The 19,512-nt window shown below is 67.2% G+C and carries 17 protein-coding genes; 12 read left to right on the top strand and 5 right to left on the bottom strand.

Annotated features, from left to right (window positions below):
* Positions 1–213 precede the first annotated feature (213 nt).
* Positions 214–1,044, top strand: a complete 831-nt coding sequence (locus tag ABIC35_RS09180) for an alpha/beta fold hydrolase (RefSeq protein WP_121079201.1) — start codon at positions 214–216, stop codon at positions 1,042–1,044.
* 130 nt (positions 1,045–1,174) lie between these two features.
* Complete coding sequence (locus ABIC35_RS09175) at positions 1,175–1,591, top strand: flagellar basal body rod protein FlgC (RefSeq protein ID WP_121074918.1); 417 nt, start codon at positions 1,175–1,177, stop codon at positions 1,589–1,591.
* Between the two features lie 106 nt (positions 1,592–1,697).
* On the opposite strand, the gene ABIC35_RS09170 is transcribed toward ABIC35_RS09175, so the two are convergent.
* Positions 1,698–2,123, bottom strand: a complete 426-nt coding sequence (locus tag ABIC35_RS09170; RefSeq protein ID WP_121074921.1) for an organic hydroperoxide resistance protein — start codon at positions 2,121–2,123, stop codon at positions 1,698–1,700.
* A 139-nt stretch (positions 2,124–2,262) separates the two neighbouring features.
* Here ABIC35_RS09170 and ABIC35_RS09165 point away from each other — a divergent pair, with 139 nt between their 5' ends.
* The 3 genes from ABIC35_RS09165 to ABIC35_RS09155 all read left to right on the top strand — a co-directional run bounded on the left by ABIC35_RS09165 (position 2,263) and on the right by ABIC35_RS09155 (position 6,231).
* Positions 2,263–2,694 (top strand): MarR family winged helix-turn-helix transcriptional regulator, encoded by a 432-nt coding sequence (locus ABIC35_RS09165; protein ID WP_121074924.1) that lies wholly within the window; start codon positions 2,263–2,265, stop codon positions 2,692–2,694.
* A 92-nt stretch (positions 2,695–2,786) separates the two neighbouring features.
* Entirely contained in the window at positions 2,787–4,397 is a 1,611-nt protein-coding gene (locus ABIC35_RS09160; protein ID WP_121074927.1) for an NAD(P)/FAD-dependent oxidoreductase, read from the top strand.
* Between the two features lie 70 nt (positions 4,398–4,467).
* On the top strand, positions 4,468–6,231 hold the full coding sequence (locus tag ABIC35_RS09155; protein WP_121074930.1) for a putative bifunctional diguanylate cyclase/phosphodiesterase: 1,764 nt from the start codon (positions 4,468–4,470) through the stop codon (positions 6,229–6,231).
* A 168-nt stretch (positions 6,232–6,399) separates the two neighbouring features.
* Here the strand turns inward: ABIC35_RS09155 and ABIC35_RS09150 are convergent, their stop codons facing one another.
* Positions 6,400–8,178 carry an ABC transporter transmembrane domain-containing protein gene (locus tag ABIC35_RS09150; RefSeq protein ID WP_121074933.1) on the bottom strand — a complete coding sequence of 593 codons (1,779 nt, stop codon included), beginning with the start codon at positions 8,176–8,178 and terminating at the stop codon, positions 6,400–6,402.
* Between the two features lie 154 nt (positions 8,179–8,332).
* Between ABIC35_RS09150 and ABIC35_RS09145 the strand changes: the two genes are divergently transcribed.
* Complete coding sequence (locus tag ABIC35_RS09145; protein ID WP_121074936.1) at positions 8,333–9,565, top strand: polyhydroxyalkanoate depolymerase; 1,233 nt, start codon at positions 8,333–8,335, stop codon at positions 9,563–9,565.
* Between the two features lie 192 nt (positions 9,566–9,757).
* On the opposite strand, the gene ABIC35_RS09140 is transcribed toward ABIC35_RS09145, so the two are convergent.
* Positions 9,758–12,691: an L-glutamate gamma-semialdehyde dehydrogenase gene (locus ABIC35_RS09140; protein WP_121074939.1), complete on the bottom strand. Its 2,934-nt coding sequence runs from the start codon at positions 12,689–12,691 to the stop codon at positions 9,758–9,760.
* A 157-nt stretch (positions 12,692–12,848) separates the two neighbouring features.
* Between ABIC35_RS09140 and ABIC35_RS09135 the strand changes: the two genes are divergently transcribed.
* The 6 genes from ABIC35_RS09135 to ABIC35_RS09110 all read left to right on the top strand — a co-directional run bounded on the left by ABIC35_RS09135 (position 12,849) and on the right by ABIC35_RS09110 (position 17,129).
* A complete protein-coding gene (locus ABIC35_RS09135; protein WP_121079203.1) occupies positions 12,849–13,280 on the top strand; it encodes a MaoC family dehydratase in 432 nt (143 codons plus the stop codon).
* Positions 13,281–13,422: 142 nt separating this feature from the next.
* On the top strand, positions 13,423–14,598 hold the full coding sequence (locus ABIC35_RS09130; protein WP_121074942.1) for an acetyl-CoA C-acyltransferase: 1,176 nt from the start codon (positions 13,423–13,425) through the stop codon (positions 14,596–14,598).
* 41 nt (positions 14,599–14,639) lie between these two features.
* Positions 14,640–15,131, top strand: a complete 492-nt coding sequence (locus ABIC35_RS09125) for a DUF805 domain-containing protein (RefSeq protein WP_121074945.1) — start codon at positions 14,640–14,642, stop codon at positions 15,129–15,131.
* Positions 15,132–15,243: 112 nt separating this feature from the next.
* Complete coding sequence (locus ABIC35_RS09120) at positions 15,244–16,194, top strand: glucokinase (RefSeq protein WP_121074948.1); 951 nt, start codon at positions 15,244–15,246, stop codon at positions 16,192–16,194.
* Between the two features lie 46 nt (positions 16,195–16,240).
* On the top strand, positions 16,241–16,720 hold the full coding sequence (locus ABIC35_RS09115) for a pyridoxamine 5'-phosphate oxidase family protein (RefSeq protein WP_121074951.1): 480 nt from the start codon (positions 16,241–16,243) through the stop codon (positions 16,718–16,720).
* A gap of 40 nt (positions 16,721–16,760) precedes the next feature.
* On the top strand, positions 16,761–17,129 hold the full coding sequence (locus ABIC35_RS09110; RefSeq protein WP_121074954.1) for a YkvA family protein: 369 nt from the start codon (positions 16,761–16,763) through the stop codon (positions 17,127–17,129).
* A gap of 141 nt (positions 17,130–17,270) precedes the next feature.
* On the opposite strand, the gene ABIC35_RS09105 is transcribed toward ABIC35_RS09110, so the two are convergent.
* The gene (locus tag ABIC35_RS09105; protein WP_121074957.1) at positions 17,271–18,437 is read right to left on the bottom strand and encodes a mechanosensitive ion channel family protein; all 1,167 of its coding nucleotides are present in this window, start codon (positions 18,435–18,437) and stop codon (positions 17,271–17,273) included.
* A gap of 9 nt (positions 18,438–18,446) precedes the next feature.
* Positions 18,447–19,463, bottom strand: coding sequence for a DNA topoisomerase IB (locus tag ABIC35_RS09100; RefSeq protein ID WP_121074960.1), 1,017 nt, complete (start codon positions 19,461–19,463; stop codon positions 18,447–18,449).
* Between the last annotated feature and the right edge of the window lie 49 nt (positions 19,464–19,512).

Genomic DNA, 19,512 nt, shown 5'->3' with positions numbered 1-19,512 from the left:
GCGATGAACGGCGGCAGCCGATCGGGCGCGTACCATGCCCTTGTTGAATTGGCATTGATTCAAAGGAGCGCGGGGATGAGCGGAATCGAGAATATGCTGGGCGTCACGCGCCGCGAATTGCTGGAAGGCGCGCTGGCGGTCGGTGCCGTCGCAGCGCTCGCCCCGGCGGCGCAGGCGATGGCCCAGGGCCATTCACATCATGGAGAAGCGAACATGGCTACCATCACGGTCAAGGACGGCACGACGATCTTCTACAAGGACTGGGGCCCCAAGACTGCCCAGCCGATTGTGTTCCACCATGGCTGGCCGCTCTCGTCGGACGACTGGGACGCGCAGATGCTCTACTTCCTCGAGAAGGGCTTCCGCGTGATCGCGCATGACCGCCGGGGCCATGGCCGTTCGACCCAGACCGACACCGGTAACGACATGGCGACCTATGCGTCGGACGTGCTGGAGCTGGCCGAGGCGCTGGACCTGAAGAACGCCGTGCATATCGGCCACTCGACCGGCGGCGGCGAAGTCGCGGCCTATGTCGCGCGGTCCAAGCCGGGCCGCGTCGCCAAGGCGGTGCTGGTCGGTGCGATCCCGCCGATCATGCTCAAGACCGCCAGCAACCCGGGCGGCCTGCCGATCGAGGTGTTCGACGGCTTCCGTGCCGCGCTCGCCGCGAACCGCGCGCAATTCTACCTCGATGTGCCGTCGGGTCCGTTCTACGGCTTCAACCGTCCGGGTGCGAAGGTCTCGCAGGGCATCATCCAGAATTGGTGGCGCCAGGGCATGATCGGCGGCGCCAAGGCGCAGTATGACTGCATCAAGGCCTTCTCGGAGACCGACCAGACCGAGGATCTGAAGAAGATCCAGGTGCCGGTGCTGTTCATGCACGGCGACGACGATCAGATCGTGCCGATCGCGGATTCGGCGATGCTGGGCGTGAAGCTGGTCAAGAATGGCGAGCTGAAGGTCTACAAGGGCTATCCGCACGGCATGCTGACCACGCACGCCGATGTGCTGAACCCGGATCTGCTGGCGTTCATCCGCAAGTGATGCGCTGACAAAAGGGCCGCGCCTGCTCGATTGGCAGGCGCGGCCCTTTTTTGCAAGTGCGGGCGGTTAAGCATGTTCGGCAACCGCTCGTTTACACCCGGCTGCGACACTGGCGCATCGGAGTAGCGCCATGATCGCCACCAACATTGCCCTTACGGGGGTCCAGGCCAGCGTCGCGCGGATCAACGTCAGCGCGCAGAACGTCGCCAACGCCAATACCACCGGCGAAACCGTCAAGGCGGTGAAGGCGGCGGAGGCGATCGGCAAGACGGTCAACCACGCCTATCAGCCGATCGCGATCTACCAGGCGGCGGCCGCTGCGGGCGGCGTCAACGCCAAGCCGGTGCCGGCGGTGCCGGGAACGGGCCCGCGCTACGACCCGGAATCGCAGGACGCCGATGAAGATGGGAACATCGAAGCGCCCGACGTCGATTTCGCGAGCGAGGATGTCGAGCAGCGCAAGGCGCTCTTTTCGTTCCGCGCGAACCTGTCGGTGATCAAGACCGACAACCAGATGATGGGTTCGCTGCTGGACATGCGGGTCTAGCCGACAAACGAAAACCCTCTTCCGAGGCGGAAGAGGGTTTCGTCACGCTTTGCTTGTCGGGCGCGCCCGATGCCCCCTCCGAAGAGGGGGCAGGGGCCGTCCGCCTTCAGGCCAGCGTCAGGCCGACATTCACGTTGCCGCGGGTCGCGTTCGAATAGGGGCAGGTCTGGTGCGCGGCGTCGACCAGCTTCTGGGCTTCTTCGCGATCCATCCCCGGCAGGTCGATCAGCAGATCGGCGGTGATGCCGAAGCCGCCTTCCGAACGCGGGCCGATACCCACGGTGGCGGTGACCTTCACGTCGGCCGGAACCTTGATCTTCATGCCCGCACCGACGGCCTTGAGCGCGCCGATGAAGCAGGCCGAATAACCGGCTGCGAACAGCTGCTCGGGATTGGTGCCGTCGCCGCCGGCGCCGCCCAGTTCCTTCGGGGTCGAGAGCTTCACTTCCAGAACGCCGTCTTCCGAGCGCGCGCTGCCGTCGCGGCCGCCGGTTGCAGTTGCCTTGGTGGTGTACTTCACATCGACCGACATCGGGTGTCTCCTTGCTTTCTGCGATAATCATTATCGCGATAACGGCTAGATAGGCGAGGCCGAACCCCTTGTCCAGAGGAATCTTTATCGCGATATAGGTTTTATCCCGCCGCTGTCCGGCGGGGAGGAGTTTCTGCCCATGCCCGCCCCGCTTCCGCTCGACGGCCAGCTCTGCTTTTCGCTCTACAGCGCGAGCATGGCGATCACGCGCGTCTACAAGCCTATCCTGGATCGGCTGGGGATTACCTATCCGCAATATCTGGTGCTCCACGCGCTGTGGGAGAAGGACGGCCGCACGGTAGGCGCGATCGGCGAGCGGCTCGCGCTCGAGTCGAGCACGATCACCCCGCTGGTGAAGCGGCTGGAGGCGGCCGGTCTGGTGACACGCAAGCGGAACCCGGAGGACGAGCGCCAGGTGCAGGTGTTCCTGACCGAGCAGGGCCAAGCAATCCGCGAGCAATGCGGCTGCCTGGGCGAGGCGATCCTCGAGAAGACCGACCTCACGCTGGAGCGGCTGGCGGCACTCAACCGCGAGGCGCAGGCACTGCGCGACTCGCTGGCGCGCGACTGAGCGATACGCACCAATCCCCGGTTTGCCGCGCGGGCCCATGCGGCTAAGGGGGGAGCATCCCGCCCCCCACATCTGCTGGAACCCATTTTTCGATGCTGCGCCTGTCCGGACTTTCCCTGCCCCTCGACCATCCCGCCGATGCGCTCGCGCCCGCGATCGCGGCGCGGCTGGGCGTGGCGCCGGCCGAGGTGCGCGGCTTCACCGTGTTCAAGCGCGGCAACGATGCCCGGCGGCGCAATGCGATCCTGCTGGTCTACACGGTCGACGTCGACCTGACCGACGAGGCCGAGGTGCTGGCGCGCCTCGCCGGCGACAAGGATGTGCGGCCTACGCCGGACATGACCTATCGCCCGCCGGTCCATGCGCCGCAGGGCTGGCAAGGTCTGCGCCCGGTGGTGATCGGTGCGGGGCCGTGCGGGCTTTTCGCCGGGCTGATCCTTGCCCAGATGGGCTTCCGCCCGATCATCGTCGATCGCGGCAAGATCGTGCGCGAGCGCACCAAGGACACTTGGGGCCTGTGGCGCCGCTCCGAGCTCAACCCGGACTCCAACGTCCAGTTCGGCGAGGGCGGGGCAGGGACCTTCTCCGACGGCAAGCTCTACTGCCGGGTGAAGGACCCGCGCTTTCTGGGCCGCAAGGTGCTCGAGGAATTCGTGAAGGCCGGCGCGCCCGACGACATCCTGTGGCAGGCGCATCCGCATATCGGCACCTTCCGCCTGGTCTCGATGGTGGAGAGCATGCGCCGCACCATCGAGGAACTGGGCGGCGAATATCGCTGGCAGACCCGCGTCGACGCGATCGAGCTCGACGGCGAGCGCAAGATGCGCGGCCTCCACCTGCACGACGGCAGCTTTCTGGAGGCGGACCATGTCGTGCTCGCAGTGGGCCATAGCGCCCGCCCGACGTTCGAGATGCTCCACCGCATGGGCGTCCACCTGGAGGCCAAGCCCTTTTCGATCGGCGTGCGGATCGAGCATCCGCAAAGCTGGATCGACCAGGCGCGCTTCGGCAACTGCGCCAAGCACCCGGACCTAGGCGCCGCCGCCTATGCGCTGTCGCACCACTGCGCCAATGGCCGCACCGTCTACAGCTTCTGCATGTGCCCGGGCGGGCGGGTGGTGGCGGCGACCTCGGAAGAGGGCCGCGTCGTCACCAACGGCATGAGCCAGTATTCGCGTGCCGAGTTCAACGCCAATTCCGGCCTGGTCGTGGCGATCGATCCCGCGCGGGACTATCCGGGCGGCCCGCTCGCCGGCATCGAGCTCCAGCGGAAATGGGAGGACGCAGCGTTTATCGCCGGCGGCTCGAACTACCATGCGCCGGGCCAGTTGGTCGGCGACCTGCTCGCCGGGCGGCCCTCGACCGCGCTGGGGCAGGTGGTGCCGAGCTACAAGCCGGGGGTGACGCCGACCGATCTCTCCGCCTGCCTGCCTGACTTCGTGATCGAGGCGTTCCGCGAGGCGCTGCCGGTGTTCGGCCGCCAGATCGCCCGCTACGATCATCCCGAAGCGGTGATGACCGGCGTCGAGACGCGCACCTCTTCGCCGCTGCGGATCACCCGCGGGGCGGACCTGCAGAGCCTCAACACGCCGCGGCTGTTCCCGGCGGGCGAGGGCGCGGGCTATGCCGGCGGCATCCTTTCGGCGGCGATCGACGGCATCAAGGTCGCCGAGGCGGTCGCGAAGAGCATCATGGCCGATTAACCACGGCTTTTCAGCGCTGTGCGGAAACGTTCGTTCGCGACGTCTATAATGGACGGCGAAGGGAACGATTGTGCAGGATTACCGGGAAGCGGCGCGACTCGACGCGCTGCATCAGCTGAAGCTGCTCGACACGCCCCCGAGCGAGCATTTCGATCGCATCACGCGCATGGCGGCCCAGATCTTTGGCCTGCCGATCGCCGCCGTGTCGCTGACCGACAAGGACCGGCAATGGTTCAAGTCGCGGGTCGGCGTCGAGCATAGCAGCATCCCGCGCGACAAGGCGCCGTGCTCTGAAGTTGCCGAGACGCGCGACGTCGTGGTGATCGAGGACTTCGCCGCGCACCCCTGCTATTCGGACAGCCTGCTCGCCGAACATGGCACGCGCTTCTATGCCGGTGCGCCGCTGGTGACGCGGGATGGCTATGGGCTGGGCGCGCTGTGCGTGCTGGGTGCCGAGCCGCGCGTTGCGACCCCAGAGGAGCTCACGGCGCTGACCGATCTCGCCGCGATGGTGATGGAGCAGATCGAGCTGCAGCATGCCTTCGGCCGGATCGATCCGGTCAGCGGCCTGCCGACGCGCGCGCAATTCTGCGACGACCTCGCCGACCTGGCGCTCGACTGCCCCGGCCAGGCGCGGATCGCGGTGGTGGCCGATCTCGCCCGCGACGACCAGATCGCCAAGATCGTCGGCGCGATGGGTGCCGTGCGGCTCGATGAATTGGTGCGCGAGGCGGCACACGCCATCCAGAACATCCTGGGGCCGGACCGGACCGCCTATCATGTCGGCACCACCCAGTTCGCTTTCCTGTCGGCACCGGACGTGGAGGTGCAGGCCTATATCGCGCTGCTCGAACGCGGCTTCGAGGTGATCAGGGCAAATTCGAGCGTGCGCTTCGTCACCAGCGTGGCCATCGGCGTGCGCCCGTTCCGGCTGGGCGCGGTGCCGCCCGAGGACGTGCTGCGCGGCGCGGGCAGCGCAGCGCAGGACGCGCGGCGCACCGACGGCGCGATTGCGCTCTATTCGGAAGCGCGCGACTCTGCGATGCGGCGCCATTACGACCTGCTCCAGGATTTCGGCGCGGCGCTGGAGGCGGGCGACCAGCTGCGGCTGGTCTTCCAGCCGCGTGTGGACCTCGCCACGGGGCAGTGCCTGGGGGCGGAGACGCTGCTGCGCTGGCGCCACCCGACGCTGGGCGACATCTCGCCCGCCGAGTTCATCCCGATCATCGAACAGACCGCGCTGGCCCGCCCGACGACGCAGTGGGTGCTGGAGCACGCGCTCGACCAGCTCGTGGCGTGGGGCGCTGCGGGACTGGACCTGACGCTGTCGATCAACATCTCCGCTGCCAACCTGATGGAAGCCGATCTGATCCAGCGCATCCAGCTGGCGCTGATGACGCGCCAGTTGCGGCCGTCGCAGCTGGAGATCGAACTCACCGAAAGCGCGATGATGGCGCAGCCCGAAAAGGCGCTGGCGATGCTGCGCGAACTGGCCGAGGCGGGGGTCGCGCTGGCGATCGACGATTTCGGCACGGGGCACAGCAGCCTGGCCTATCTTCAGCAGGTGCCGGCGCACGTGGTGAAAATCGACCAGGCCTTCGTCCGCGACCTCAGCGCCGCCTGGGGTGCCGATTACGTGCTGGTCGAGACGATGGTCGGCCTGCTCCACAAGCTCGGCCGCCGCGTGGTGGCGGAAGGTGTCGAGACGGCGGATGCCGCCGCGATCCTCGCCGGCATGGGCTGCGAGGAAGCCCAGGGCTATTGGTTCGCGCGGCCGCTGGAAGTGGCGGCGTTCGCCGAGTGGATCGCGTCCCGCCAGGCGATGGCAGCTTAAGCGTTTCCTCCCCCGGCGTGCCGGGGGAGGGGGACCGCGCCGCATCGCGGCGTGGTGGAGGGGGCGCGCCGCCAGGCGCGGCCGGCGGTCGGCCCCCTCCACCACCGCCTTCGGCGGCGGTCCCCCTCCCCGCTTCGCGAGGGAGGAAATGCTTATGGTGTTCGTGGGCTACGCAGCTTCGTTGAACTGCAGCGCCGCGAGCCGGGCGTAGAGTCCGCCCTGCGCCACCAGCTCCGCATGGGTGCCGGTCTCGACGATACGCCCGCCGTCCATCACGATGATCCGTCCCGCCGCGCGCACCGTGGCTAGGCGGTGGGCGATCACCAGCGTGGTGCGACCCTGCATCAAATGCTCTAAAGCATCCTGCACCAGCTTCTCGCTCTCGGCATCCAGCGCGCTGGTCGCCTCGTCGAGCAGCAGGATCGGCGCGTCGCGGAGCAGGGCGCGGGCGATGGAGAGCCGCTGCCGCTGCCCGCCGGAAAGCCGGGCGCCGCCTTCGCCGAGAAAAGTGTCGAGCCCGTCCGGCAGGCTGCGCAGGAACTCCGCGGCGTTGGCGGCCTCGGCGGCGGCCCAGATCGCGTCGTCTCTGGCCTCCCAGGCCCCATATCGGAGATTGTCGCGCGCGCTTGCCGCGAAGATGACCGTCTCCTGCGGGACCATCGCGATACGGGCGCGCACGTCCGTCGGATCCGCCTTGGGGATGGCGACGCCGTCGATGCGGATCTCGCCGCTTTCGGGATCGTAGAAGCGCTGGAGCAGCTGGAACAAGGTCGACTTGCCGGCACCTGAGGGCCCGACCACCGCCACGGTTTCGCCGGGTGCGACGAACAGCGAGAAGTCCTGCAGCGCCGAGACTTCGGGGCGGGTGGGGTAGCGGAAGGTGACGGCGTCGAACGCGATCGCGCCTTCGGCCGGGCTGGGCAGCGCGACTGGGTTGGCAGGCGGGGCGATGTCCGGCTCCTGCTGAAGCAGCTCGGCAAGTCGGCTGGCGGCGCCCGAGGCACGCAGCAGGTCGCCATAGACCTCGGTCAGCGCGCCGAACGAGCCGGTGACGAGGCCCGCGGTGATCACGAACGCCGTGATCGCGCCGCCGCTGATCTGCCCGGCGGCAACGCCCGACACCGCATCCCACATGATCAGCGTGATCGCGGTGAACAGCAGGCCGATGACCAGCGCGGTCATCACCGCGCGCAGGGCGAAGCGCTTCTGCGCGGCGGCAAAGCTGCGCACCACCGCGTCCTGGAAGCGCTGGCTCTCGCGGCGCTCCTGTCCGAAGGCCTGGACGATTCGCATCGCCCCCAGCGTTTCGGAGGCGATCGCGCCGATATCGGCGACGCGGTCCTGGCTGTTGCGCGAATATTGGCGCACGCGGCCGCCCAGCCACACGATCGGCAGCACGGTCAGCGGCATGCCGACGATCAGATACGCGGCGATCTTGGGCGAGAGCACGAACAGATAGATCACGCCGCCGATGCCGGTCAGCAGGTTGCGCAGCGCGATCGACACGGTGGAGCCGACCACCTGCTCGACCAGCGCGGTATCCGAGGTGAGTCGCGAGGCGATCTCCGACGGGCGGTTTTCCTCGAACCATTTCGGCGGCAGGCGCAGCAAATTGCGGTGCACCGCAACGCGAAGATCCGCCACGGTCCGCTCCGCCACCCAGGAGATGAAGAAGAAGCGGATGGCTGTCGCGATCGACAGCACCAGGATCACCGCCAGCAGGCCCTCGAAATAGACCCCGATCCTGCTGGTGTCGGCATCGGCCGAGAAGCCGTTGTCGACGATCTGCTTGAAGGTGCGCGGAATCCACAGCGTCGCGGCGGACGAGGTGAGCAGCGACACCATCGCGACGACGATCTGCAGCGGATAGCGGCGGGTGAACTGCCAGATGACAAGCAGGCTGCTGAGCTTGCGGCGCGGCGCCGGCGGCGGGGTCGTGTCGGCCATGGGACAAGCGACTAGCGCGGTTCGCGGGGCAGGGGAACCACCTCCGTTTCTCTCTGTTCCGCATAGCTACGACGTTGCGACGCACAAGAGCGGCGTCTATATGAGTGGTAAGACAACCCCCGCTGCAGGGATCGGGGCACGGGGAAGGAATTTTATGCTGTACGACGCTTACGAATTCCAACGTTCGATGCTCGCCGGGGCGAGTGCTCTGGCCAATTTTGGCGCGGGGCTGCTCAACAATCCGGCCAATCCGTTTGCCTATTTCGGCGGCGGCCCGGTGATGGCCTCGGCGCTGGAGGTGTTCGCACACGCCTCGGCACCGCGCGGCAAACCGGATTTCGCGCTCGACTTCACCGAGATCGATGGCCGCCGGGTCGAGGTCCACGAGGAGATCGTGCTGCGCAAGCCCTTCGGCCAGCTCAAGCGCTTCGTGCGCGAGGGCGTGGAGGGCGGCCCGAAACTGCTGATCGTCGCGCCGATGTCTGGCCACTATGCCACGCTGCTGCGCGGCACGGTGCAGCGGATGCTGCCGGTGGCGGACGTCTACATCACCGACTGGCGCGACGCCAAGCTGGTGCCGACCAGCGAGGGCCGCTTCGACCTCGACGACTATGTCGACTATGTGATCGATTTCCTCGCGCATATCGGTGCCGAAGGCGCTGCGCGGCCGCACATGCTGGCGGTGTGCCAGCCCTCGGTGCCTTGCTACGCCGCCGCGGCGGTGATGAGCGCGGACAACCATCCCAATCGCCCGGCCACGCTGACGATGATGGGTGGCCCGATCGACACGCGCGAGGCGCCCACCGCGGTCAACACGCTGGCGACCGAGCGCCCCTACAGCTGGTTCGAGCACAACGTCATCGCCACCGTGCCGATGACCTATGCGGGCGCGGGCCGGAAGGTCTATCCCGGCTTCCTGCAGCTCGCCGGCTTCATGACGATGAATCTGGGCAATCACCTCATCTCGCACTGGGAGATGTTCAAGCATCTCGTCCAGGGCGACGACGAGAGCGCCGACGCGACGATGAAGTTCTACGAAGAATATCGCTCGGTCTGTGACATGACGGCGGAATTCTACCTGCAGACGATCGAAGTGGTGTTCCAGACGCACGCGTTGCCCAAGGGGGAGATGCTGCACCGCGGCCGCAAGGTAGATCCGGGCGCGATCAAGGACATCGGCATTCTCGCCATTGAGGGCGAGCGCGACGACATCTCGGGCATCGGCCAGACCAAGGCGGCGTTGACCATCGCGACCAACCTGCCGGAATCGTACAAGCAGTACCATCTGGCCGAAGGCGTCGGCCATTATGGCATCTTCAACGGCTCTAAGTGGCGCAACCGCATCGCGCCGGTCGTCGAGCAGTGGATGGCCACGCACGGCGGATGAGCCTCTTATCCCTCTCCCCACCGGGGAGAGGGAGGGGCCCGCTGCCGAAGGCAGTGGGAGGGAGAGGGGCAGTCCGGCTATCGAACGGCTAGGCAGCGCTTGCGCGCCGCTCACCCTCTCCAAACTTCGCTAGCCGGCAAGCCGCCAAGCTTCGCTATCCTCTCCCTCAAGGGAGAGGATAGATAGGTCCAATCAAATCCCCCCTTCGTCCAGGCTGAGCAGCGTCGCGTTGCCGCCGGCGCTGGTGGTATCCACCGACACCGCCCGCTCCGCGCAGAAGCGGTGCAGATAGTGCGGCCCGCCCGCCTTCGGGCCGGTGCCCGACAGGCCCTCGCCGCCGAAGGGCTGCGAGCCGACCACCGCGCCGATCATCGAACGATTGATGTAGAGATTGCCGACGCGCGCCTCCGCCTCGACCAGCTCGGCCGAACGGGCAATGCGGCTGTGCAGGCCCATGGTCAGGCCGAAGCCCTTGGCGTTGACCCGCGCGACCGTCTCGGCGAGCTGGCCCGCCTTCCAGGTGGCGACGTGCAGGATCGGGCCGAACCATTCGCGGGTCAGGTCCTCGGGGCGATCGATGCGGATCATCGTCGGCGGCACGAACAGGCCGTTGGCGGGGACCGGCACGGTCTTGATCCACTGGGCCTTGGCGCTGTCGCGATAGGCCATCAGCTTGTCATAGGCCGCCTGGTCGATGACAGGGCCGATATCGGTGCGCGGATCGGCGGGGTCGCCGAGGATCAGCAGCTCCATCGCGCCGCGCAGCATCTCGATCACGCCCTCGGCGATCTCCTCCTGCAGCAGCAGCAGGCGCAGCGCCGAGCAGCGCTGGCCGGCCGAGCGGAAAGCCGAGGTGAGCACGTCGGCTACCACCTGCTCGGGCAGCGCGGTGGAATCGACGATCATCGCGTTGATGCCGCCGGTCTCGGCGATCAGCGGCACCAGCGGGCGGTCGTCGCCTTCGAGAAGCGATGCGGCGATCTTCTTGGCGGTCGGGGTCGAGCCGGTGAAGGCCACGCCGGCAATGCGCGGATCGGCGGTAAGGGCTGCGCCCACCTCCGGGCCGCCGGTCACCAGCACCAGCGCGTCTTCCGGTACGCCTGCCTGATGCGCGAGGCGCACCGCGGCGCGGGCGATCTCCGGCGTCTGCGGGGCGGGCTTTGCCACCACCGCGTTGCCGGCGACGAGGGCGGCTGCGGTCTGGCCGAGGAAGATCGCCAGCGGGAAGTTCCACGGCGCGATCGCCGCCCACACGCCGCGGCCTTCCATGCGCAGCTCGTTACGCTCGCCGGTCGGCCCGGGGAGGGTGATCGGCGCCAGGCCGGTGCGGGCCTGGAGGGCATAATAGCGGCAGAAATCGGCGGCCTCGCGGACCTCGCCGAGCGCGTCGGGAATCGTCTTGAAGGCTTCCTTCACCGCGAGCGCCATCAGCTCGATGCGGTTTTCCTCGAGCAGGTCGGCGAGGCGCTCGAGGATTGCGGCGCGGGTGGCGAGCGGGGTGGCTGCCCAGCCGGGGAAGGCGGCCGTCGCACGGTCGATGGCAGCGCGCACGTCGGTGGGCGCACTCGTCTCGGCAGCGGGGAGTGGCTTGGAAGTAATTGCGATTGCCGTTTCCGCCAGGATCGTCCGCTCGGCGAGATCGATGCCGCCGCTATTCTTCCACGCGCCGAACAGCTCGACGGGCAGCGGAATGCTCGGGTGCCGCGTGCCACCCACCGCCGCGATCTTCTCCACCGGATCGGCGAGCAGCTCGGCCTCGCTCAGCTGTTCATCGGCGAGCTGGTGGACGAAGCTCGAGTTCGCGCCATTCTCCAGCAGACGGCGGACCAGGTACGCCAGTAGGTCACGATGCCCGCCCACCGGCGCGTAGATGCGGCAGTGATAGCCCTGCTCGTTGACCAGCCGCTCGTATAGGCCTTCGCCCATGCCGTGGAGGCGCTGGAATTCGAAGTCGCGGCTGTCGCCGGCCCAGTCGAGGATGGTGGCGACGGTCAGCGCATTGTGGCTGGCGAAGGCCGGCACGATGTTCCTGGCCGCGAGCATGTCGCGGGCGCAGGCGAGGTACGACACGTCGGTCGCCGCCTTGCGCGTGAACAGCGGATAGTCCGACAGGCCCTCCACCTGGGTGCGCTTGATCTCGCTGTCCCAATAGGCGCCCTTGACCAGGCGGACATGCATCGGCCGGCCAAGGTCGTCGGCCCAGCCGATCACCGCGCGGGCGCGCTTGCCATAGGCCTGCACTGCCATGCCGAAGCCATTCCAGCCCTTGAGCTCGGGACGGCGTGCGACCGAACCGATGATGTCGAGGCTCATGTCGAGCCGCTCGCTCTCCTCGGCGTCGACGGTGAGCGGGATGCTCTGCGCCGCCGATTCCGAGGCGAGCTGCGCGAGCATGTCGGTCAGCTCGGGCACGCAGCGATCATATTGCGCGACTTCGTAGCGCGGGTGGAGCGCGGAGAGCTTCACCGAGATCGAATGGCCCGCCTTGGGATCGCGGCCGACCGCGCGGATCGCCTCGAAATAGGCCTGGAAATAGCGTTCGGCATCGGCCTTGGTCCGCGCGGCTTCGCCGAGCATGTCGAAGCTGGCGGTGAAGCCCTTGTTCTCGGGCTTCTTCATCCGCTTCATCGCCTCGTCGATGGTGCGGCCCATCACGAAGACCTCGCCCATCCGCTTCATCGCGGCACCTACCGCCTGGCGGACGAAGGGCTCGCCGGCGCGCGAGATCAGGCGGCGGAGCGCGCCCGTCTTCTCGTCGCCGACCAGCGCGCGGCCGAGCATCAGGCCCCAGGTCGCCGAATTGACCAGCACCGAGTTGGACTTGCCCGAATGCGCCTTCCAGTCGGCATCGCCGAGCTTGTCGGCGATCAGCAGGTCGGCGGTTTCGGGATCGGGCACGCGCAGGAACGCTTCAGCCAGGCTGAGCAGCGCGACGCCTTCGGACGAGTTGAGCCGGTATTCCTGGAGGAACTGGTTCACCCAGCCGCGGGTCTGCGCCGCACGAAGGTCCGCCAGCAGCGCCAGCGCATGATCCATCACCCGCTCGCGCGAATCGGGCGTGAGTCGCGCCCGCTCCAGAAGCGGTTTTAGAACATCGGGTTCGGCCGCACGGTGCAGCTTGGCCATCGATTCGCGGTGGTGTGACGGTACGGCAGTCGGCATTTTCCAGTTTCCGGTCGGCTAAAGCTTGCAGGGAGGCCGGTGGCCCCACTAGATATGGCGTGCCTATGAAAGATAATTACGCGAGAGGATAGTCTTGGCGGCGACCGTCACCCCGCACGCGATGGCCGAACGGATCGGCGCCGAGCATGTCTCGGACTGGGTGGAGGTCACCCAGGCGATGATCGACCAGTTCGCGGACGCGACCGGCGATCACCAGTTCATCCATGTCGATCCGGTGCGCGCGGCCGAGACCCCGTTCGGCGGCACGGTCGCGCATGGCTTCCTGTCGCTCTCGCTGATGCCGATGCTCGCTGCGCGTACCGATGCGCCCGCCATTGAGGGCGCGCGGATGGGGGTGAACTATGGGGGGAACAAGGTCCGGTTCCTTACCCCTGTGCGCTCCGGCAAGCGGGTGCGGGGGCGGTTCACGCTCAAGAAGTTCGTCGAGCGCCAGCCCGGCGTCTGGGAACAGGTGCAGGAATATGTGCTCGAGATCGAAGGCGAGGAGAAGCCGGCGGTGATCGCCGAGTGGATCGCGCTGGTGTATGTTTGAGGTTCAAAAAGCCCCTCCCCTTCAGGGAAGGGGTTGGGGGTGGGGGATGACCGATCCACCAGCCCTACGCTGTTAAGAAGTACCCCACCCCAACCCCTCCCCTGAAGGGGAGGGGCTTAAGAATTAGTGAGAGAGGAACCCTATGCGCTCCGCAGTCATCGTTTCCACCGCCCGCACGGGCATCGGCCGGGCCTATCGCGGGGCGTTCAACGCCACGCCGGCGCCGACCCTGGGCGCGCACGCGATCCGCGCCGCGGTCGAGCGGGCAGGCATCGAGCCGGGCCAGGTCGACGACGTCGTGTTCGGCGCCGCGCTCCAGCAGGGCAGCCAGGCGCCCAACATCGCCCGCCTCGCGCTGCTCCGCGCCGGGCTGCCGGTGCAAGTGCCGGGCATGTCGATCGATCGCCAGTGCGCCTCCGGCCTGATGGCGATCGCGACGGCGGCCAAGCAGATCGTCGTCGACAATATGGACATCACCCTCGGCGGCGGCGTGGAGTCGATCAGCATCGTCCAGACCCCGCAGATGCGCGTCGAGCCCGATCGCTCGCTGATTGAACTGCACAACGACACGTACATGCCGATGCTCCAGACCGCCGAAGTGGTCGCCGCCCGCTACGGCATCGGCCGCGACGCGTGCGACGCCTATGCGCTCCAGTCGCAGCAGCGCACCGCCGCCGCGCAGGCCGCGGGCAAGTTCGACGACGAGATCGTGCCGGTCACCGCGACGATGAACCTGGTCAACAAGGAAACCAAGGAAGTCTCGCAGAAGGAAATCACGCTTTCCAAGGATGAGGGCAATCGTCCCGAGACGACGCTGGAGGGCCTGCAGGCGCTGCAGACCGTCCTGCCGAACGGCACCGTCACCGCGGGCAATGCCAGCCAGCTGTCCGACGGCTCCTCGGCCGCGGTGCTGATGGAGGAGAAGCTCGCCGAGAAGCGCGGCCTCACCCCGCTCGGCCGCTATGTCGGCATGGCGGTGGCGGGCACCAAGCCCGACGAGATGGGCATCGGCCCGATCTATGCCATCCCCAAGCTGCTCAAGCGCTTCAACCTGAAGATGGACGATATAGGCCTGTGGGAGCTTAACGAGGCGTTCGCCGTGCAGGTGCTCTACTGCCGCGACAAGCTGGGCATCCCCAACGAGCTGCTCAACGTCAACGGCGGCGCCATCTCGATCGGCCACCCGTACGGCATGTCGGGTGCGCGCATGACCGGCCATGCGCTGATCGAAGGCAAGCGCCGCGGCGCGAAGTATGTCGTGGTGACGATGTGCATCGGCGGCGGCATGGGCGCTGCGGGTCTTTTCGAGACGCTGTAACCACTTGACCGGAGGGTGCGGCGCGCTGCACCCTCCCTTCCATGACAGCAGCCAGCTATCGCGACGGGGTGTCGCTGCGGAACGGCCTCCGCGCCATCGGCCAGAGCTTCGTGTTCCACGGCCGCTCGACACGCAGCGAACTGACCAGCGCGCTGATCCTGATCGCGATCGGCGAACTGCTGCTGTTCCTCGGCTTCCACTTCTTCCATCCGCCGACGCCGCTCAACGTCACGGTCTTCTGGCGCCGCGTCGCGGTGGAGGAGGCGCTGGCGCTGCTGCTGTTCGTGCCGCTGATCGGGCTGATCGTGCGGCGGCTGCACGATGTCGGGCTGCCGGCGATCCCCGGGCTGCTGCTCGCGGCGATCGGCGTGGCGGGAGATCTGGACCGGACCCAGGTGGCGATCGGGCTGCATCCTGGCGTGCCGATGCTGCCCATCGCAGGGCAAGTCGCGCTCGCGATTCTGGCAGTCGCGCTCTACTGGTCGCCGGCCATCGGCGCCAATCGTTTCGGCGCGGACCCGCGAACCGCCTGAAATTCGCGCGAAAACCAAACTAATTGTCGCTTGTTTATTGCTACGGTAACCATTGTTAGCGATATCGCCTGTCCGAGTTTCGCGAAGAAGCCGGCAGGGGAGAGAGGGCTCAATGGAAGATGGCGTGGCGCTGGTGGCCGATATCGGCCGACAATCGGTTCGCTTCGGCCTGACCGGCGGCGGCGACGATGTCGAGCCGCGCGAGATCAAGCGCTTTTCCAACGCCGACCATCAGACCTTCACCAGCGCTCTGGTTGCGTATCTTGCCGGGGTGGGCCTGCGTGATGCTCGGCTGCCGAGCGTGCTGGCGGTGGCAGGCGCGGTGCGCGGCGACCTGATCAACCTGACCGGCAGCCGCTGGTACATCTCACTCGCGGGCGTCGAGGCGGTGCTGCGCGAGAAGCCGGTGGCGCTCAACGAATGCGCCGCCAACGCGCTGGCACTTACGCGACTTCCGGCGACAACGTTTACCGCGCTCCCCGGCGCCGCGCCCAAGCCGATCACGCCTGGCGGCAATTATGCGGTGATCGGGGTCGGCACCGGGCTCGGCGTCGCGGCGCTGATCGGCGCGGACGGACGGCATGTGCCGGTGCAAAGCGAGGCCGGGCATATCGGCTTTGCGCCCCAGAACGGCGACGAGGAGCGGTTCGCCACCTTCTGCAGGGCGCGCGGTGGGCTGGTCGAGGTCGAGACCCTGCTCAGCGCCAATGGGCTGCTGCTCGCCTATGAGGCGCTGTCCGGCGGCAAGCGGCTGCCCGCGCCGGAGGACGTGACCCGCAATATCGGCCGCGATCCCGTCGCGGCCGCGGTGGTGCGGATGTTCGTAGAGCATCTCGGCGCGTTTGTCGGCGACCTCGTCCTGACCTTCGATGCGTGGGACGGGGTGTTTCTCACCGGCGCGATCGCCCGTGCGCTGGAGACGCAGCTCAAGCAGCCCGGCTTCCGTAAACGGATGGAGGCGCGCACCGCCTTTCGCCGCCAGCTCGGCGATACCCCGGTGGCGCTGGTCAACCGCGCCGACCTCGAACTGATCGGCGCCGCCGCCGCGATCCGGAACGCCTGAGCGGACCTGCACGTTACCCGCAGGTATCCAAACTCGGGAGACGATCATGGCCGATACGGTCGAACTGAAGAAGCATTTCTGGTCCAAGCTGGCGGACAGTCCCTTCATGATGGCGGGCCTGCAGGACGGCCAGCACAGCGAGCCGCTGACCGCGCAGCTCGACGAGGACCAGGTCGACACGATCTTCTTCTTCATCGGCAAGGACAACCGCATGGCCAAGGGTGGCCCGGCGATGCTGCAGTTCGTGTCGAAGGGGCATGACTTCTTCGCCTGCCTCTCGGGCACCGCGCGCGTCGACAACGACTTCGCGATGATCGACAAGCTGTGGAACAGCCAGGTCGAAGCCTGGTTTCCGGGCGGCAAGCAGGACCCGAACCTCGCGCTGCTCCGCGTCGACATCGACGATGCCGAGCTGTGGGAAACGGACATGTCGATCACCGGCAAGGTGAAGATGCTGTTCGGCGGCAAGATCAAGTCGGACGAGACCGGCAGCCACGCCAAGGTCGAGACCACGGCCGAGCGCTAACCCGCATTGACCGGCGCACGCGGCTGGGCGATTCAGGGGCATGGGTCCTTCTCTCGCGCACCGCGTCCGCACCGAGGCGCATGCCGTATGGCTCGCCATCCGCGATCCGCGTACGCCCCTAGCTGCGCGGATCGTTGGCATATTGGTCGCGGCCTATGCGCTGTCGCCGATCGACCTGATCCCCGATTTCATTCCCGTGCTCGGGCTGGTGGACGACGCCATCCTGATCCCGCTCGGCGTATGGCTGTTCGAGCGGCTGATCCCCGCCGATCAGTTCGCCGAGCACCGCGCGGCGGCGGAAGAAGCCAGCCATCGGCCGGTCAGCTGGGGCGGGATCGCCATCGTGCTGGGGGTGTGGGCGCTGCTCGCCTGGGGCGTGTGGAGCTGGCTGGTGACGAAGTACGACTGAGCGGGAGCGTCCCCGCCTAGCTTCGTCATCCCGGCAAAAGCCGGCATCCATTGGGGGCGCCGGATCGGTGCGTGCTACGCCGGAGGGGCGAATGGATCCCGGCTTTCGCCGGGATGACGGCTTGGAGGGAGCAGCGCCCTTTCAGCGCTCGCCCTCTTCCTTGTCCACGCGCATCACCGGCTGCACGTCCGGATAGGGCATGATGATCTTGCCGTCGGGCGCCGCGGTATAAGTGGTCTGGGTCGGGTAGGGGATGCTGATGCCCTCTTCTGCCAGCCTGCGCACGATGCCGATCAGGATGCGATCGCGGGTCGGGTGGCCGACATCCCAGCTGCCGGTCGCGACCTCGGCGATCAGCTCGTAATCGATCGAACTATCGCCGAACCCCGAGAAACCGTTGCGCACCGCGGTCGCGCCGTTCGCCTCGACGATCTCCTTGAAGATGTCGTGCAGCCGCTCGAGCTTCTCCGGCGGCGTCTCGTACGCCACGCCGATCTTGAACGGCAGGCGGATGCGCGTGCGATCGGTGAGGTTCTGCAGCTCCTTGTCGAGCAGCTGGCGGTTCGAGATGATGTGCATCTCGCCGTCGAACGAGCGGACGCGGGTGGACTTGAGGCCGATTTCGGCCACCGTGCCGCTGGTCTGGTCGAACTTGATGTTGTCGCCGACACGGAAGGGGCGGGTGAACAGGATAGATAGCGCCGCGATCAGGTCGCCGAAAATGCCCTGCGCGGCAAGACCGATGGCGATGCCGCCGACGCCGAGACCGGCGATGAGGCCTGTGACATTCACCCCGACATTGGCGAGCACCATCACCAGCGCGATGGCGAACAGCGCGATCGAGATCAGCAGGCGGATGATGCCTACCGCGCTCGCGAGACTCTCGCTGGGGTTGTCGCTGCTGGTACGGTGCTCGATCAGCCCGAAGATCACCTCGCGGATCCAAATCGCCACCTGGAAGAAGGCCGCAATCGTGAACAGCAGGGTGATCGTCTTGTCGAGCAATGGCGGCGTCTCTGCGACATTCACCACTAGCCGGATCGCTGTCATCACGATGAAGAAATTGTTGGTCCGCGCAATCGTGCGGCCGAAGATCGTGTACCAATTGGTGCCGCCGCCATTGCTGTTCCGGCACAGCCGCATGCCCCAGCGGCGCAGCGTGTGCAGAACCAGCACGATGACGGCCGCGATGCCGGTGGCGACCAGGATGCTCAGCCAATGGTCGGCGATCCAGTCCGGCGTGTCGCCGATGAATGCTTGGAGCTGGCGTTCGAAATGGGTGGGCTTGGTGCGGGCGGTGATCAGCATCGGGTCTCGTCAGGCTGCCTTGGCGGGCTGTTCGGCCGGATCGGTCTCCAGGAAGACGATCAGGCCGCGTTCGTAGCGGTCGAGGTACTGCGTCGTGCGGGGCAGGCGCAAGCCAGCGCGGAACAGCGCCTGGCTGGGCTTGTCGCGCGCCAGCTCGATCAGCCGCGGATGGACATAGGATTTTCGGGCGATGGCGGGGGTATTGCCCAGCGCTTCGGTGACGGGCTCCAGCAGGGTCTTGAGGCCGATCGGCTCGGGTGCCTCCGCCAGCGTGCGATAGGCGATCACGCTCGCCCCCCAGGTACGGAAATGCTTGGCGCTGAAATGCTCGCCCATCGCCTCGCGGATATAGGCGTTGACGTCGCTGGACGTGACCGGGTGCGCCTCGCCAGCATCGTCGATCCAGCGGAACAGGTTCTGGCCGGGCAAGTCCTGGCAGCGCTTGACGAAGCGGCTGAGCGACTTGTCGGTCACCGTCATCACCCGCAGCTTGCCGGACTTGGCGCGGAACTGGAGCTTGAGCGTGCCGCCCGCGACCTTGACGTGACGCTTGCGCAGCGTGGTGGCGCCGAAGCTCTTATTCTCCTGCGCATAGGTCTCGTTGCCGACGCGGATCGAGCCGAGGTCGAGCAGCCGGACGACGGCGGCCACGGCCTTGTCCTTGCACAGTCCGCGCAAGCGGAGATCGCTCTCCACCTTGCGGCGCAGGCGCGGCAGGCGTTCGCCGAACATGCCGCAGCGATCATATTTCGCCGCCTCCTGCGCCTCGCGGAAGCCATTGTGGTAGCGATATTGCTTCCGGCCCTTAACGTCATAGCCGGTCGCCTGGATATGGCCGTTGGGGTCCGGGCAGAACCACGCATTCTCATAGGCGGGGGGCAAGCCGATGGCGTTCAGCCGGTCGATTTCGTCCCGGTTAGTGATGCGGGTGCCGTCCGCGTCGAAATAGCCCCAGCCGTGGCGCATCTTGCGCCGGGTGATGCCGGGGGCCTGGTCTTCGACATAGACGATCTCGGCGCTGTCCATCGCGGTTCCTTGGGGCAGAGCCTAGGCAAATGCGCCGCAGCAACAATTC

Origin of the sequence: Sphingomonas trueperi, from assembly GCF_040545965.1 — a bacterium.
GTDB classification, from domain to species: Bacteria; Pseudomonadota; Alphaproteobacteria; order Sphingomonadales; family Sphingomonadaceae; genus Sphingomonas; species Sphingomonas trueperi_C.
Note: the sequence above shows the minus strand (reverse complement) of the source record. Positions and strands in the feature narration are given on the sequence as shown.